This is a genomic window from Microbacterium sp. WCS2018Hpa-23 (assembly GCF_031843845.1).
In the GTDB taxonomy this organism is placed as follows: Bacteria; Actinomycetota; Actinomycetes; order Actinomycetales; family Microbacteriaceae; genus Microbacterium.
On sequence record NZ_JAVTIZ010000007.1, the window covers coordinates 221,014 to 237,214 of the forward strand.

Consider the following 16,201-nt stretch of genomic DNA (forward strand, 5'->3'; position numbering starts at 1 on the left):
TCACGGGTGTAGTCCTGACTCATGGACCACAGCGTCGACGATGACAGGATCCGCGGGCTGGACGCCGCCCACCGCGCGGCACTCGAGTTCCTCAGTTCGCTCGACGACAGACCGGTGTGGCCGCGTGCGACTCTCGCCGAGATGCTCGACGCTTTCGGCGGACCGCTGCCCGCTGAGGGACTGGATGCGGAGGACGTCATCGAGCAGATCGTGTCACGGGCAGACCCCGGCCTCGTCGCCATCCCCGGCGGACGCTTCTTCGGATTCGTGATCGGCGGTACGCATCCTGCCGCTCTCGCCGCCGACTGGCTCGTCTCGGCCTGGGACCAGAATTCGGGGTCGGCGCTGCTCACGCCGACGACCGTGGCGTTGGAGCGCGTGGCTGGGCGATGGATGCTCGACATCCTCGGTCTGCCCGAATCCGCGAGCGTCGGATTCGCCACGGGAGGCCAGATGGCGAACTTCACCTGCCTCTCGACGGCCCGCAACGCCGTGCTCGCCCGAGTCGGATGGAACCTCAGCGAACAGGGGCTGCGGGAGTCTCCGCCGATCCGCTTCGTCGTGGGCGCCGATCGTCACGGATCGATCGACCGAGCAGCCCGCTTCCTCGGCATCGGCCGCTCCGAGATCACCGTCGTCGACTCCGACGACGAAGGCCGCATGCGCCCCAACGCACTGAGCCGCGTGCTCGACGCCGGCTCAGGACCGGCCATCGTCTGTCTTCAAGCCGGCGAGGTGCACACCGGAGCGTTCGACGACTTCGCAGCCCTCGTGCCGATCGCCCACGAGCGCGGCGCCTGGGTGCACGTCGACGGTGCGTTCGGCCTGTGGGCCGCGGCATCCGAGTCGCTACGGTCGCTCACGGCGGGCATGTCAGACGCCGACTCCTGGGCCACCGATGCGCACAAGACTCTCAACGTGCCCTATGACTGCGGGATGGCCATCGTCCGGGACCCGGCCGACTCGATCGCCGCGTTCCGCACCGGCGGCGACTATCTGGTCTACACGAGCCTGGATCCGTGGGACGTCACACCCGAGCTCTCGCGTCGCGCGCGCGGCGTACCCGCCTGGGCGGCGATGCGCAGTCTGGGGAAGGGTGGCATCGCGCACCTGATCGACAGGCTTCATGAGAACGCGGTCGCGATGGCCGCGGGGCTCGCCACGATCGACGGGATCCGCATCCTCAACGAGGTCGGTTACACCCAGGTCATGTTCCGGCTCGACGACGACGATGCGACCCGCGCCCTCGGTGAGGCCGTTCTCGTCGAGGGAACGGCCGCTCTGACCGGCGCCGAATGGCGGGGCCGAGCAGCGCTACGCTGCTCGATGTCGTCCTGGGCGACGACCCGAGACGACATCGACCGCACGGTCGACGCGATCCGGGACCTCGTGGCCGGGTGAGCCGCGTCGAGTCGGATCACTCGGCCCCGGCGGGCAGACCGACCTTGGGCCGGGCCCACGAGCGACCGCGGGTGTCCTTCAGGATGTCGTACTCGACGTCGACGTGCGGTTCGATCGCGCTGTACTTGTCGTTCGGCGCGCCGATCACGAGCTGGAAGCCGAGACCCCGCCACGCACCGATCGCACGCTTCGTGAAATGCGCGTCCGCCTTGATGAGTGCCTCGTCCATGAACACCGGCGCATATCGCGGACGCTCAGCCCCCGCGTCGCCGAGCTGATATCGCAGCGCGGCCCCGACGATGAACGCGACGAGCTCCTGCGACTCTCCGCCCGATTTCTCGCCGATGTGGTCGTAGAGCGCGACGTGCTCCCGTGTCGTGGCGTGGATCCGTTCGGCACTAACCCTGACGTGGTTGCGCACATCGATGAGCTCCGCGAAGTCCGGCGCGGTCCGCCGCATCCGACCGATCAGGCGACTCATCCTCCGGTAGACGCTCTCGCGATCCGCATCCGTCGCGGCTGCCTCGATGAGGCCCCGCACCTCGCGCAGCTCGCGACGGAATCGCCTGCGCGCCTCGGACTGATTTTCGCGCGGCGTGATCTGCAGGCGATGCTCGTCGTCGTAGAACGGCAGTTCCTCCATGATCCTGTTGATCGGGTCGATGCGGTTCTTGATCTCGCGCAGCGAGCGGCCGAGCGTCGAATCGAGACTCGTCAGATCGTTGCCGGAGAGCTTGAGCAGGCTGTCTCGCCACTCGGACTCCAGCTCGTGCAGCCCCTTGGTCTCGAGCGCCTCGAGGATGCCCTCGAACTCGGCGACAGACTCGTCGGGGTCGGCCAGGATCGTCAGGGTGTCCCAACGCTCGAGGAACCCTGTCATCAGGCGTCGCATCTGCTCGCGCTGGTCGGCGTGCGCCGCAGCAGCCGACGTGCGATCCTCGAGCAGCCTGGTCGCCGCGGTGCGCAACGCGGAGTCGAGGTGGGCGAGTCGCTCCGACGCGGTGACGCTGACGGCCGAGTCCGCACCGAGGAAGCGTGCATCGAGGAAGGAACGGTGCCTCTCCTCGAGAGCGATCTCGGCTGCCTCCGCCGCGTCGACGATCCGCTGACACGCGTCGACCTGGTCGGTCACCTCGACCCATCGATCCTGAGCGACCGTGAGTTCGCCGCCCAGGCGGGAGTTCTCATCCCGCAGACGGCCCGCTCGCGTGCGGAGCTCGTCGGCCTGAGAACGCAGCTCGGCGATCTTCGGGTTCTCGTCGGTGACTTCCGCCTCGACCGCGAGCCAGCGCGCGCGTTCCGCCGACACGGCCTCGACATCGAGCTGATCCCAGGTGAGGTCCTCGATCTTCGCGTGCGCCTTGGCTGTGGCCTCGATCCGGTCGAGACCGGCCTCCGCCTCGGCAGCCGCGGAAGCCGCAGCATCCCGTCGGCTCTCCAGCTCGCTGATCTGTTCGTCGAGCTCGCGCAGACGGCGCGCGTTCGAGAATCCGAGCAGGTTCGCGCGTCCGTGACCGCCATGCGACCCGCGGTCGCCCTGAGACACCTGCCCCGCGAGCGTGAGCGCACGAGGGTGCTCGGCGAGCTCGGCCGAGGAGTCGACGCACACGTACTCGAACCGCTCACGGAGTCGCTGCTGGAGCCACCCGGTGAACGGGGTGGACCGATGGTCGAGACGACCGGGAAGCGTTCGCGGGTCAGCCGTCCGCGATTCGACGAGACCGGTGTGCACACCTTCGTAGCTGATCCGCTCCGCGGTGCGGACGGAGTCGATGGCGGCGCGGAAGCGTCCGAGGTTCGCGACGTCGATCAGCAGCGTCCGTGCGAATCCGCCGAGCGCGAGGTTGAACGCCTCCCGCCAGGGCTCGAACTCGGTGCGCACCTCGATCAGCTCGCCGACGAACGGCAGATCCGTCGGAGCGAGCCCGGCGGCCCGAGCGAGGAGGGCTCTCGACTCGTCCAGATGCGCAGGAATGCTCCCGCGGAGTTCTCGGGCGTGCTCCCGCTCGGCCTGCACGCGGGCCAGCTCGCTCGCAGCCGTCCTGCGCGCAGACTCGGCATCGGCGAATGCGGCGCGCGCGGCACGGAGACCGGCCTGCGGGAGGTCTCGACCGAGACGGGCGAGCAGGTCCTCGAATCCGGCCGCGTCATGCACCTCGGCGTCGAGCTCCGCTGCGACGGCGTCGAAACGGGCCCGCTCGCGCTGGATGTCCTCGAGCCGGCGCTCTACGCCGCGCAGCTCACGCTGAGCAGTCTCCAGGCGATCGCCTCCTGACTGCCGCAGCACGTCCAGAAGCCCTTCACGCTCGACCTCGGCAGCGGCGATGAGGGCGGTCTTCTCTCTCACCGCCAGCTGGAGTGCCTGAGTCCGGTCGCGCAGGTCGGTCTCCACTTCGCGCAGGAGGTCGAGACGTCGTTCTGCGCTCCACAGTGCCGCGAGCGAGGTCGGTTCGGAGAAGACCCCCACCTCGTCCACGACCCGCATCCGCTCCGAAGCCGCCTCGATGCGCTCGGAGATCCCCCGGATCGGCTCGAGAGCCGCCACCTGCTGCTTCGCGACCAGCATCCTCGTGCGCGTGCTCTCGAGCTCGTCGAAGTGAGCGACCACCGCGTCCGCGGTCGCCATCGTCTCGGGTTCCTCGAGCACGAGCTTCTTGTACAGGTCGTCGACCGTGGTGATCTGCTGGCCGGCCTGGATCCGGGCGAGGAGGCTGATCGCCTTGGCGCCGGATCCTGCGGCACCGATTCCGAGCACCGCGTGCAGGCGCGCCGAGAACTCGCGATCGGTCGCGACAGGATCGAGCCCGACGGCGCGCACCGATGCGTCATTGAGCCGCTGAGCCACGGCCCGCTCGAGGTGCGTGAGATCGAAGGCTCCGTCGATCGTGGCGCGCAACCTCGTGGTGTCCTCGAGCGTTCGGGCATCCGCGGGGATGTACCAGCCGCGCACCGCCGTGAAGCGCGACCCGTCGTGATCCAGCCAGGTCATCGAGACGGCGCTCCATGTGTCCTCGCCGTCACCCCGCAGCACGCGGAGCTTGGTGCCCTCGTCGGTGCGGGACTCGTCGATCTTGCCCCGGCCGTACGACAGGATGTTCCGCTGCTCCTCGCCTCGCGGGCGCCCCGTCACCCCGCCGTTGGAGGCACCGTTGAACGGTGTCGTGTGCGGCATCATGAGGGCGATGTAGCCGTCCATGAGCGTGGACTTGCCTGACCCCGAACCGCCACACAGCAGGGTCGCATCCGGCGAGAACCGCACCCTGTGCGGCCCGCCGTCGTAGCCGCCCCAGTTGATGAGCTGCAGCTCTTCGGCGACCCACTGCTGGCCACGGGAGCTCGCGGGGATCATCCCGAAGAGCGTGTCCATCATCGTCATCGCGCCACCACCGCCTGGGCTCGCAGCCACTCCCGCAGCTCTTTGAGGGTTTCGGCGCTGAGCACCACCTCGACGAGGGCGGTGATCCGATACCGTCCGCTGGTCTCCTCCTGCACGATGCCCTCTCGATCCAACCGGTCCAGCGCGCTGCGGATCGCCCGCTGCTGCTTCGCGGTTCCGCCGTCGACATCGGCGAAGTAGCTGAGGACCGTCTGCTCGACGTCCTCGATGTCGATCCGCACGGAGCCCTCGCCGGATGCGGACTCGCGCTGATAGACGGTTCGCAGATGCACGAGTACGAGCGTCTCGGCTCGCGAATATGGAGAATCCTTCAGCAGCACAGGCATCTCGACCTCATCGGAGCGCAACTGCTGCTTGTACGCGAACCCACGGGCGTGATCGATGATCAGCCGCAGGTAGATGTCGTTGAGACGCGATTCGATCACCTGCTGATGCTCGAGCAGAAGCGTCCACTCGCGACGGTTGCGCTCCATCGAGAGGAAGCGGCGCTGAAGCAGGTGCACGAGCACTCGCCTGATCTCGGGGTCGAGCGTGCCGCGATCGCCCGGGAAATGCGCCTCGAGGTCGTCCTCCATCGCTGTGGGGGCGATGAACCCCTCGTCCACGACGGCTGTGGTGAGGTCGTCGTCACTCATCTGCATCCTCTTTCGTGCTGCGGGCGGTCACGGTGCCGAAGGCGAATCGACGAGTCGTCCCGTCGGGTCGCAGCGCTTCGACCGTCGAGATGCCGTCTGCGTCGGTGAGACCGTTCCGGTGCGCGATCTCGAGCAGACCGAGCAGGTCGACGGGGCGTCGAGCCGAGACGGGCACCGCACGGAACGTTTCGGCGAGATCGAAGTCCGCACCGAGACCTGCGACGTACGCCTCGAGCTCCGCATATCGCGGACCGCCCCATGCCCGAGTGTCGTGATCGAGGAAGTCGACGTCGTCCGCGTCGGCGAGGGGCGCCGGGGCGCGCGGAGGACGGATGTCACTGGTGGTCTGTCGCAGATGCCCGAGGTCGATCAGCGGCATGCTGCGCACCGGGTCGACGACCGTGGCGGGCCCTGCCCACCCGTGGAGTCCTGCGATGACGTCGCGGAGAAGGTCGTCGATCTGACGATCACGCAGCGGATCGTGGGTCTTCACCTGGCCGGTGATGACATGCGAGGCGCGGCGCTGAGCGGCCAGTACCTCTTCCACCCCGAGCTCCACGCGGCGTGCGATCGCGTCGAGCTCGGCACGCTGCGTGCCGTCGAGCATACGGGCGAAAGGCTGGTCGAGAAGGCCACGGAGCTGCTCGGTGAGGGCGTCGATGCGGTCGGGGTCTCCGATCAGGCGCAGGGCCCCGGCGAAGGCGCGCCCCTCCGGGGTCGACTGCATCACGTCCTGCGCACGCTGGAGGTACTCGCGCAGCACTTCGCTCGTCGGCCTCTCGTCCCTCCGGAGGTGGGCGACGACGTCGCGCTGCATCGCTCTGAGCGACTCGGCGACCCGCGTGAAGTCCGCGGGGAGCTCGCGTGCCAGGTGCAGCACGTTCTCCGCTTCTTCGAGGAGTTCTTCGTCGTCTGCAGGCTCCGCGTGTCCGGACTCTTCGATGCGAGCGATCTCGGCGTCGAGCAGATCGCGTTCCGTCTGCAGTCGCGACAGGCGGCGAACCGGGTCGACCTCGGCACTGACAGAGAGATGCTCCACAGCGTCGAGCAGAGTGCGTACACGGGAGTTCGACACTCGTGTACGCCCCCCGCCGGTGCGGCCCGAGATCTCGAGGGCGGCGACGGCGTGCGCCGACAGGCGATAGACCTCGACGTCGTCGTCGATCTGCTGGATCAGCCAGCCGAGACGCACCCAGTTGCGGCACACGTCACGTCCGCTCCCGGACGGCAGCTTCCGCTCGTCCTCGTCGTACCCCGCCGCGCGGAGCTCGTCGAGCACTTCGGCCAGTTCGGCGTGGGCGTCTGCGACCGCGACCGACGCCCGGTCGGCGTTGAACAGGAGAGTGAGCGACGCCACCACGAAGGGGGCGAACCGACCGTGCAGGAGATCGAGGGTCGGGGTGCTGAATGCGGTGACGGCACGCGCATACGCGGCCTCAGCCCTGGATCCAGTCACTCGAAAGAGAATAGTCCGACCTCGGGCTCCGGCCTGTCACGCCTGGTGCGTGGCGGGTCGCCCGCGACCCCATCATCGACGAGCGGCGCGATCCCTGACGCTTTCGAGGAACGCCTCGTGGAACCGGGTCTCTCCGTCGACCTCGGGGTGGAAGCTGGTCCCCAGGAGGGAACCTTGCCGCACCGCGACGATTCCGCCGTCCGGCAGCGAGGCGAGCACCTCGACCCCGTCGCCTGCGCGCTCGACGATCGGCGCACGGATGAATGTCGCGTGCACCGGCACATCGCCCAGCAGCGGCACGTCGAGGCCGATCTCGAACGACTCGGTCTGACGACCGAAGGCATTGCGGCGAACGCTCACGTCCATGCCGCCGAACGACTGCTGCCCCTCGATACCGTCGAGCACCTCGTCCGCGAGCAGGATCAGCCCGGCGCACGTGCCGTACACCGGAAGACCCGCAGCGATCGCCGCGCGAATCTGCTCCTGCATCCCGAAGGTGCGCGACAGCTTGTCGATCACGCTCGACTCACCGCCGGGGATGACGAGGCCGTCTACGGCCGCCAGTTCCTCCGGGCGACGCACCAGCGCCACGTCGGCCCCGAGCCCCGAGAGCAGGGCGGCGTGCTCGCGCACGTCGCCCTGCAGAGCGAGGACGCCGACCCGTGGACTACCAGCCACGCTCGGCCAGGCGGTGCGGGGCGGGGAGGTCGGACACGTTGATGCCGACCATCGCCTCTCCGAGGCCGCGCGAGACCTCGGCGATCACCTTCGCGTCGTCGAAGAACGTGGTCGCCTTGACGATCGCCTTGGCGCGCTCCGCGGGGTTTCCCGACTTGAAGATGCCGGATCCCACGAAGACGCCGTCGGCGCCGAGCTGCATCATCATCGCGGCGTCCGCCGGAGTCGCCACGCCGCCCGCGACGAAGAGCACGACCGGGAGCGTGCCCGTCTCGGCAATCTCAGCGACGAGCTCGTAGGGCGCCTGCAGCTCCTTCGCCGCAACGAACAGCTCGTCCTTCGGAAGAGCCGTGAGAGCGGCGATCTCGCCGCGGATCTTGCGGATGTGCTTCATCGCCTCCGAGACATCCCCCGTGCCGGCCTCACCCTTGGAGCGGATCATCGCCGCACCCTCGTTGATACGACGCAATGCCTCGCCGAGATTGGTCGCGCCGCAGACGAAGGGCACCGCGAAGCTCTGCTTGTCGATGTGGTTCACGTAGTCGGCGGGAGAGAGCACCTCGGACTCGTCGATGTAGTCGACGCCGAGCTCCTGCAGCACCTGCGCTTCGACGAAGTGGCCGATGCGGGCCTTCGCCATGACGGGGATCGAGACCGACGCGATGATGCTGTCGATCATGTCGGGGTCGCTCATGCGCGAGACGCCGCCCTGGGCGCGGATGTCGGCGGGAACCCGCTCGAGTGCCATGACGGCGACGGCGCCCGCGTCTTCGGCGATCTTCGCCTGGTCGGCGGTGACCACGTCCATGATCACGCCGCCCTTGAGCATCTCGGCGAGACCGCGCTTGACGCGCGAGGATCCGGTGGTGGTCTGTTCAGTCATGAGAGCTCCTGTCGGGGAAGCACGATGTGCATGAGTGTGTCGAACGAAATCTCGTTTGATCTAGGCCAAACAGTAGCACTGTCCGGAACGACCTAGAATCGGAGATGAGGAGACATGAGCGACCAGATCACCGGAACGACCGCAGCGGACATCGCCGACAGCGTGCGCGGCCTGCGCGACCGCGGTGTGCTGCGCGCCGGCAGTCCTCTGCCTCCCGTGCGGGAGCTCGCCACCACCCTCGGCGTCAACCGCAACACCGCGGTCGCCGCTTACCGGCAGCTCGCCCAGGCCGGGCTCGTGGTCTCGCGAGGGCGTGCCGGCACGGTCGTCGCCGGTCTCGAGTCTGTCGCCCAGGAGGGCTACGCCTCAGACACCGTGCTGCGCGATGTCGGCACGGGTAACCCCGACCCCCGTCTGATCCCCGATCCGTCGCCTGCACTGGCGACGGTGGCCGGTCGCCCGGTGCTCTACGGCGAGCCCGTGATCGACCGCGGACTCGACGACTGGGCGCGCGAATGGATCGCGCAGGATCTCGGTCACCTCGACTTCGGCATCACGATCACGAGCGGCGCCGTCGACGCCGTCGAGCGCCTGCTCGCCCAGGCGCTGATGCGCGACGACGCCGTCGCGCTCGAGGACCCCTGCTTCCTCGCGAGCATCCACACCGTCCGGCTCGGCGGGTATCGGGCCGTACCCGTGCCGGTCGACGAGCAGGGGATGACGGTCGAGGGGCTGCGCGCCGCCCTGGACGACGGCGTGCGCGCTGTGATCTGCACGCCGCGCGCTCAGAATCCGACCGGCGCGAGCCTCACCGCCGGCCGCGCTGCGGAGCTGCGTGCCGTGCTCGCCGAGCATCCGTACGTGCTGATCATCGAGGACGACCATTTCTCGATGCTGTCACAGCGCACGTACGAATCACTGATCGGCCCGGATCACCGGCGGTTCGCACTGGTGCGCTCGGTGTCGAAGTTCCTCGGGCCCGACATGTGCCTCGCCATCGCGGCGACGGATGCCACCACGGCCGAGCGCCTCGCCATGCGCCTGAGCCCCGGGACCACCTGGGTCAGCCACCTGCTGCAGCGTCTCACGCTCACGCAGCTGACCGACGACTCGGTGCTGTCACGCATCGCCGACGCCCGCGAGCACTATGCGGTACGCAACGAGGCCTTCGCCTCGCGCCTGCGCGAGCACGGCCTCGACTCCCCCACCACCGACGGCCTGAGTCTGTGGATCGAGCTGCCGAAGCCCGCGCGCCTCGTCGCCGAGCGGCTCATGCGTCGAGGCTGGCTCGCCCGCACCGGCGACGACTTCGCCCTCGATGAGCGCGCCGACCCGTCGCGCCACCTGCGCCTCACGGTGCACGACCTGTCCGAAGACGACACGGCGACGCTCGTCGCCGACCTCGTCGCCGCCGTCCGATGATCCACCGCCGCGGGACCACTCCCGCCCTCACCGAAAGGATCGGGGAATGAAGGTCCTCTCCATCCAGTCCGCCGTCGCGTACGGCCATGTCGGAAACTCCGCCGCGGTCTTCCCGCTGCAGCGCATCGGCGTCGAGGTTCTCCCGGTCTACACCGTGAACTTCTCGAACCACACCGGCTACGGCGCCTGGCGCGGTCCGATGATCGATCCGAACGATGTGCGCGAGGTCCTCACGGGCATCGAGGAGCGCGGCGTGTTCGGCGAGATCGACGCCGTGCTCAGCGGTTACCAGGGCGGCGAGGGCATAGGAGACGTGATCATCGACGCCGTCGCCCGCGTCAAGGCGGCGAACCCCGATGCGGTCTACGCGTGCGACCCGGTGATGGGGAACGCGAAGTCCGGATGCTTCGTCGCGCCGGCGATCCCGATCCTGCTGCGTGAGAAGGTCGTGCCTGCCGCCGACATCATCACTCCGAACCAGTTCGAGCTCGGGTTCCTCACCGGGACCGAACCGGACACGCTGGAGTCCACGCTCGCCTCTGTCGACCTGGCGATGGCCATGGGACCGCGCACCGTGCTCGTCACGAGCGTCGAGCGCCCCGACCGCGAAGAGGGCACGATCGAGATGCTCGTCGCCGACTCGGCGGGCGCCTGGATCGTGCAGACGCCTCGGCTGCCTATGAAGGCGAACGGCTCGGGCGACGTGACCGCTGCGCTCTTCACCGCGCACTACGTCGAGACCGGCGACGCGAAGGCTGCGCTCGAGCGCACGGCGTCCAGCGTGTTCGACCTGCTCGCCGCGACCCTGGAGTCCGGTGCGCGCGAGCTGCAGCTCGTCGAGGCGCAGGAGTTCTATGCGAACCCGCGGATGCAGTTCACCGCACGCCAGGTGCGCTGAGCGGATCGAGCGAGCGCGGCGCGTTTCGTCTCGTCGCTGCGCTCCTCGCTCAACGACCGGAGGTCGGCCAGGCGTTCGCCACGGCTTCTCGCACTTCTCCGAGCAGCTGGGGCAACGCCTTGGTCTTGGCGATGATCGGGAAGAAGTTGGCGTCCGACGTCCACCGCGGCACGATGTGCTGGTGCAGGTGGCCGTCGACGCCGGCACCGGCGACCGCACCCTGATTCATCCCGAGGTTGAACCCGTCGCAGCGCGACACCTCTCGCAGAACGCGCATGCCGATCTGGGTCAGCGCCCCGATCTCAGCGACCTCTTCGGGCGTGGCCTGGTCGTAGGTGCCGATGTGGCGGTACGGGCAGACCAGAAGGTGCCCCGAGTTGTACGGGAAAAGGTTCAGCAGCACGTAGGCCGTCTCACCCCGCGCGACGATCAGCCGCTCGGCATCCGGGAACTTCGGAGCCTCGCAGAACGGGCACTCCTCGCGCAGCGGCTCGGGGCCCGCCTGGATGTACGCCATCCGGTGCGGAGTCCACAGCCGCTGGAACTCGTCGGGGACACCGGCGAACTCGCCGGCGTCCTCCCACGGCTCGGAGCGCGTCGTCACGCCAGGTCTCCTGCTGTCTGCACGAGCGTGTGCGCCTCGATAGCGGCACGGATGCGCGAGACCGCGTCCGCGATCGGCACGCCGTTCTCCTGCGTGCCGTCGCGGTAGCGGAACGAGACGGTGCCCGCGTCGCGGTCCTTCTCCCCCGCGATCAGCAGCAGCGGGACCTTGCCGGTCGTGTGCGTGCGGATCTTCTTCTGCATCCGGTCGTCGGAGTCGTCGAGCTCGGCGCGCACGCCCTGCGTGCGGAGCGTCTGGACGATCTCGCCCAGGTAGTCGGCGAACTCGTCGGCCACGGGGATGCCCACGACCTGCACGGGAGACAGCCATACGGGGAAGTCGCCCGCGTAGTGCTCGAGCAGAATGGCGAAGAACCGCTCGATCGAGCCGAACAGCGCGCGGTGGATCATGATCGGACGCTTCTTCTGTCCGTCCTTGTCCATGTATTCGAGTTCGAAGCGCTCGGGCAGGTTCGGGTCGACCTGCACGGTCGAGAGCTGCCAGGTGCGCCCGATCGCATCGCGCGTCTTCAGGTCGATCTTGGGTCCGTAGAACGCCGCCTCGCCGGGGACCTCGGTGAGCTTGAGCCCGGATGCCACGGCGACACGACGCAGAGCATCGGTCGACGACTCCCAGAACTCGTCGGAGCCGATCCACTTGGACTTCTCGTCGTCCTTCATCGACAGCTCGAGCTCGAAGTCGGTGAGACCGAAATCGCGCAGCATCGACAGGATGAACTCGAGGACCTTCGAGACCTCAGCCTCGAGCTGATCGGGCGTGACGAAGAGGTGCGAGTCGTCCTGGGTGAAGCCGCGCACGCGGGTGAGGCCGTGCAGCGCCCCCGACAGCTCGTTGCGGTAGACGGTGCCGTTCTCGGCGAACCGCAGCGGCAGGTCACGGTAGCTGCGCGCACGCTCCTTGTAGATCAGGATGTGCATCGGGCAGTTCATGGGCTTCAGGTAGTAGTCCTGGCCCTGTTTGGTGACGTTGCCCTCGTCGTCGCGCTCCTCGTCCATGACGATCGGCGGGTACATGCCCTCCTTGTACGTGACGAGGTGGTTCGAGGTGAGGAAGAGGTCTTCCTTCGAGATGTGTGGGGTGTACACGTAGGTGTACCCGCCCTCGATGTGGCGCTTGCGCGCATGCTGCTCCATCTCGCCGCGGACGACACCGCCGCGAGGGTGCCAGACCGAGAGGCCCGAGCCGATCTCCTCAGGGAACGAGAACAGGTCGAGCTCCTTGCCGAGGCGCCGGTGGTCGCGCTTGGCGGCCTCCTCGAGACGGTGCTGGTACTTACGCAGCTCGTCCTTCGACGGCCACGCCGTGCCGTAGATGCGCTGCAGCTGCGGGTTCTTCTCGCTGCCGCGCCAATAGGCGGCGGCGATGCGGGTGAGATCCCAGCCGTTGCCGATCATGCGGGTGTTGGGGAGGTGCGGCCCACGGCAGAGGTCCTTCCAGACCACCTCACCGTCACGAGTCGTGTTGTCGTAGATCGTCAGCTCGCCCTCGCCGACCTCGACGGATGCGCCCTCTGCCGCCTCCTTGCCGCCCTTGAGACCGATGAGCTCGAGCTTGAACGGCTCGTCCGCGAGCTCCGCCCGCGCCTCGTCGTCGGTGACGACGCGGCGCACGAAGCGCTGGCCCTCACGGACGATGCGCTGCATCTCCTTCGTGATGGCCTTGATGTCCTCGGGCGTGAACGGAGTGTGGACGCCGAAGTCGTAGTAGAAGCCGTCGGTGATGGGCGGGCCGATGCCGAGGTTCGCCTGCGGGTTGATCCGCTGCACCGCCTGCGCGAGCACGTGCGCCGCCGAGTGACGGAGGATGTTGAGTCCGTCGGGGCTGTCGATCGTGACCGGCTCAACCTCGTCGGCATCCGTCACTGTCGCGGCGAGGTCCTTGAGGGTTCCGTTGACGCGCATCGCGACGACTGAACGGTCAGAGAACAGGGCGAAGCCGTCTTTCGGCTGAGCATTTTCAGGCACTGCACACTCCATCTGGGTCTGGATCCAGGTTACTCGCATGCCCGGAGGCTGCTGACCGCTACGACACCGCCTCGGTCGCGGTGTTCGCGGCCGTCGGGGCCAGGATGATGATCGCCGCACCGACCAGCGCGATCGCCGAGCCGACCCAGTCCCAGATCGTCGGCTTGAAGCCGTCGACGATGATCCCCCACGCCAGGGACCCTGCGATGAACACGCCGCCGTACGAGGCGAGCACGCGTCCGAAGTTCGCGTCGGGCTGCAGCGCCGCGATGAAGCCGTAGGCGCCGAGCGCCATGACCCCGAGCACCGCGAACAGCCACCCCCGGTTCTCCTTGACCGCCTGCCAGATCAGCCAGGCCCCGCCGATCTCGGCGATGGCGGCGAGCACGAAGAGGATGCTGATGCGCAGGACGGTCATGGCTCCCAGTGTGTCGCACAACTGCGGCTGACGCGCGGTGGTTCGCAAGGCCGTCGCGGTGCGACCGGGTAGCGTGAGCGGATGGTCAAAGCACTGGCGCGTTGGATCCTCGCACTCGCCCTCGGGGCGATCGGCATCGTCCATTTCGTGGGCACCCGCGGCTTCCGGGTCGTCGTTCCGGACTGGGCGACGAAAGCCACCCGGCTCGACAAGGACGCGATCGTGATCGCCTCCGGGGCCGCCGAGGTCGCGCTCGCGGTCGGACTGGTCGCACTCCCCAAGGAGAGGCGACGCATCGGTATCGCCACCGCCGCGTTCTTCGTCGCCGTCCTGCCGGGAAACGTGCACCAGTGGCGCACGCACCGCTCCACCCCCGGTCTCGACACCGAGGCGCGGCGCTTCGGCCGGCTGTTCCTCCAGCCGCTGCTCGTGCTGTGGGCCCTGTGGGCGACTGCTCCCGATCGCGCGCCGGACGGTCGCGCGCGGCGTCGTAGCCGCTGAGGCGGGCGTCACGCAACCCCTCCCTGCCGATTCCGTCGCGCGGGCGAGAATGGAATCATGTCCTCCCCCTCGATCGTGTGGCTCCGTGACGACCTCCGCCTCGCCGACAACCCGGCATTGCGGGCGGCCCTCGATCGTGACGAGCCGATCATCGTGCTCTACGTGCTCGACGAGGAGTCCCCCGGCATCCGCCCGCTCGGTGGCGCCGCACGCTGGTGGCTGCACCATTCGCTCACCTCGCTGAGCGGACGACTGCGAGAGCTCGGAGCGACGTTGACGCTGCGCCGTGGGCCCGCCGAGCGCGACGTCCGTGAGACTGTGGCGGATACCGGAGCGAGCGCCGTGTTCTGGAATCGACGGTACGGAGGAGCGGAGCGCGACATCGACGCGGCGCTGAAGGCGTCGCTCCGCGATGACGGGATCGAGGTCGCATCCTTCGCCGGCTCTCTGCTGCACGAGCCGTGGACGGTGAAGACCGGGAGCGGCACCCACTTCTCGGTGTTCACCCCGTTCTGGCGTGCCTGCCTCGCCCTGCCCGCGCCCCGCGCGCCACTCCCCGCACCGCGAAGCCTCGACGGGGCGTCACCCCGCCCCGCCTCCGACGACCTCGACGACTGGAACCTCCTGCCGACGCGACCGGACTGGGCCGGCGGCCTGCGCGAGACGTGGGAGCCCGGCGAGCCCGCCGCACGGGCCCGGCTGAGAACGTTCCTGCACGACGACATCGACGCGTACGACCGCGCGAGGGACGAGCCGTCCGCCGGTGCCACCTCGCTGCTCTCGCCCCGACTGCGCTGGGGAGAACTGAGCCCGTTCACCGTCTGGCACGAAGCGGTCGACGCGCATGGTGCCGCGGGATTCCTCTCGGAGCTGGGGTGGCGCGAGTTCGCCTGGCACACCGTGTTCCACTCCCCCGATCTGGCGACCGTGAATCTGCGCCGTCAGTTCGACGCGTTCCCCTGGCCGCGCCTCGACCCCGGCCAGCTCGAGGCATGGCAACGCGGCGACACCGGAGTGCCGCTGGTGGATGCCGGGATGCGCGAGCTGTGGCACACCGGTTTCATGCACAACCGCGTGCGCATGGTCACCGCGTCATTCCTCGTCAAGAACCTCCTGATCGACTGGCGGCGCGGCGAGGAGTGGTTCTGGGACACGCTCGTCGACGCCGACGGCGCGAGCAACCCGTTCAACTGGCAATGGGTCGCCGGATCGGGAGCCGATGCGGCTCCGTACTTCCGTGTGTTCAACCCCGAGCTCCAGGCCAAGAAGTTCGACCCGCACAGCCTGTACATCTCGGAATGGGCTTCGGATGCGCCCACCGAGCCGATCGTCGATCTGGCTGCCACGCGCAAGGCGGCTCTCGCCGCCTACGAGGTCGTCAAGCAATCGTCTCAGCCGGCGTCGTGATCGCGGTTCCGGCCGCTCAGGAGGCGTAGCGCTCGACGCGGAGCACGCAGTCAAGAGCTTCATCCTCAACGGCGACCGACGTCTCCCACTCGGCGCTCGCGCCGGCGTCCACCGGCTCGACGTCGACCTGCGTGAGCGACCGCGTGTCACCGCCCTCCGTGAGCAGCGAGACGTAGATCCGGTACGACGCCGCAGCCTCGCTCGAGTTCGTCACGGAACCCGCGATCTCCCAGTGGTCGCCCGCGAGCTCGCACGTCTTGACCTCGGCATCCGCGAGCGCGCCCACGAGCCCCTCACCGGAGCCGGGCGTGTCCGTGATGTCCGTGACGCCCGCTTCGGCCTGCTCCGTCGCGGTCGGCGTGGGCGTGGGCTCGGGGGCAGAGTCCGTGCATCCTGCGAGGACGAGGCCGAGAGTCACGGCGATGCCGGCCACGACCACCCCCTTGGTCGCCGTGCGGCGTCCTGCGGTGGACGGGGAGGGTGAGCTCAGGTTCAGCATCGTGTGGCCTTTCAGTG

The 16,201-nt window shown here is 68.6% G+C and carries 14 protein-coding genes; 5 read left to right on the forward strand and 9 right to left on the reverse strand.

Annotation, left to right across the window (positions count from 1 at the left end; all coding sequences use genetic code 11):
• The first annotated feature begins 21 nt into the window (after positions 1-21).
• Entirely contained in the window at positions 22-1,401 is a 1,380-nt protein-coding gene (locus RQG77_RS13600; protein ID WP_311245166.1) for an aminotransferase class V-fold PLP-dependent enzyme, read from the forward strand.
• Positions 1,402-1,417: 16 nt separating this feature from the next.
• Here RQG77_RS13600 and RQG77_RS13605 read toward each other — a convergent pair whose 3' ends face one another.
• The 5 genes from RQG77_RS13605 to pdxS form a co-directional block, all read right to left on the reverse strand.
• On the reverse strand, positions 1,418-4,777 hold the full coding sequence (locus RQG77_RS13605; RefSeq protein WP_311245167.1) for an SbcC/MukB-like Walker B domain-containing protein: 3,360 nt from the start codon (positions 4,775-4,777) through the stop codon (positions 1,418-1,420).
• Positions 4,774-5,433, reverse strand: a complete 660-nt coding sequence (locus tag RQG77_RS13610; RefSeq protein WP_056510267.1) for a DUF4194 domain-containing protein — start codon at positions 5,431-5,433, stop codon at positions 4,774-4,776. The genes RQG77_RS13605 and RQG77_RS13610 overlap by 4 nt, the downstream gene beginning before the upstream one ends.
• Positions 5,426-6,889: a DUF3375 domain-containing protein gene (locus tag RQG77_RS13615; RefSeq protein ID WP_311245168.1), complete on the reverse strand. Its 1,464-nt coding sequence runs from the start codon at positions 6,887-6,889 to the stop codon at positions 5,426-5,428. The genes RQG77_RS13610 and RQG77_RS13615 overlap by 8 nt, the downstream gene beginning before the upstream one ends.
• 72 nt (positions 6,890-6,961) lie before the next feature.
• On the reverse strand, positions 6,962-7,567 hold the full coding sequence (pdxT, locus tag RQG77_RS13620; protein WP_311245169.1) for a pyridoxal 5'-phosphate synthase glutaminase subunit PdxT: 606 nt from the start codon (positions 7,565-7,567) through the stop codon (positions 6,962-6,964).
• Positions 7,557-8,450, reverse strand: coding sequence for a pyridoxal 5'-phosphate synthase lyase subunit PdxS (gene pdxS, locus RQG77_RS13625; RefSeq protein WP_311245170.1), 894 nt, complete (start codon positions 8,448-8,450; stop codon positions 7,557-7,559). The genes pdxT and pdxS overlap by 11 nt, the downstream gene beginning before the upstream one ends.
• Positions 8,451-8,564: 114 nt before the next feature.
• Here pdxS and RQG77_RS13630 point away from each other — a divergent pair, with 114 nt between their 5' ends.
• Both RQG77_RS13630 and pdxY read left to right on the forward strand, forming a co-directional pair.
• Complete coding sequence (locus RQG77_RS13630; RefSeq protein ID WP_311245171.1) at positions 8,565-9,872, forward strand: aminotransferase class I/II-fold pyridoxal phosphate-dependent enzyme; 1,308 nt, start codon at positions 8,565-8,567, stop codon at positions 9,870-9,872.
• Positions 9,873-9,918: 46 nt separating this feature from the next.
• Positions 9,919-10,770 (forward strand): pyridoxal kinase PdxY, encoded by an 852-nt coding sequence (gene pdxY, locus RQG77_RS13635; protein ID WP_056307601.1) that lies wholly within the window; start codon positions 9,919-9,921, stop codon positions 10,768-10,770.
• A gap of 49 nt (positions 10,771-10,819) precedes the next feature.
• Here pdxY and RQG77_RS13640 read toward each other — a convergent pair whose 3' ends face one another.
• Genes RQG77_RS13640 through RQG77_RS13650 form a run of 3 tightly spaced genes read right to left on the reverse strand, consistent with a single transcriptional unit; the run spans position 10,820 to position 13,777 of the window.
• Complete coding sequence (locus RQG77_RS13640) at positions 10,820-11,374, reverse strand: HIT domain-containing protein (protein WP_311245172.1); 555 nt, start codon at positions 11,372-11,374, stop codon at positions 10,820-10,822.
• A complete protein-coding gene (thrS, locus tag RQG77_RS13645) occupies positions 11,371-13,371 on the reverse strand; it encodes a threonine--tRNA ligase (protein WP_396653416.1) in 2,001 nt (666 codons plus the stop codon). The genes RQG77_RS13640 and thrS overlap by 4 nt, the downstream gene beginning before the upstream one ends.
• A gap of 46 nt (positions 13,372-13,417) precedes the next feature.
• The gene (locus RQG77_RS13650) at positions 13,418-13,777 is read right to left on the reverse strand and encodes a YnfA family protein (protein WP_311245173.1); all 360 of its coding nucleotides are present in this window, start codon (positions 13,775-13,777) and stop codon (positions 13,418-13,420) included.
• Between the two features lie 81 nt (positions 13,778-13,858).
• Here RQG77_RS13650 and RQG77_RS13655 point away from each other — a divergent pair, with 81 nt between their 5' ends.
• Positions 13,859-14,278: a hypothetical protein gene (locus tag RQG77_RS13655; protein WP_311245174.1), complete on the forward strand. Its 420-nt coding sequence runs from the start codon at positions 13,859-13,861 to the stop codon at positions 14,276-14,278.
• Positions 14,279-14,335: 57 nt separating this feature from the next.
• The gene (locus tag RQG77_RS13660) at positions 14,336-15,685 is read left to right on the forward strand and encodes a deoxyribodipyrimidine photo-lyase (protein ID WP_311245175.1); all 1,350 of its coding nucleotides are present in this window, start codon (positions 14,336-14,338) and stop codon (positions 15,683-15,685) included.
• A 16-nt stretch (positions 15,686-15,701) separates the two neighbouring features.
• Here the strand turns inward: RQG77_RS13660 and RQG77_RS13665 are convergent, their stop codons facing one another.
• Positions 15,702-16,184: a hypothetical protein gene (locus tag RQG77_RS13665; protein WP_311245176.1), complete on the reverse strand. Its 483-nt coding sequence runs from the start codon at positions 16,182-16,184 to the stop codon at positions 15,702-15,704.
• Positions 16,185-16,201 lie beyond the last annotated feature (17 nt).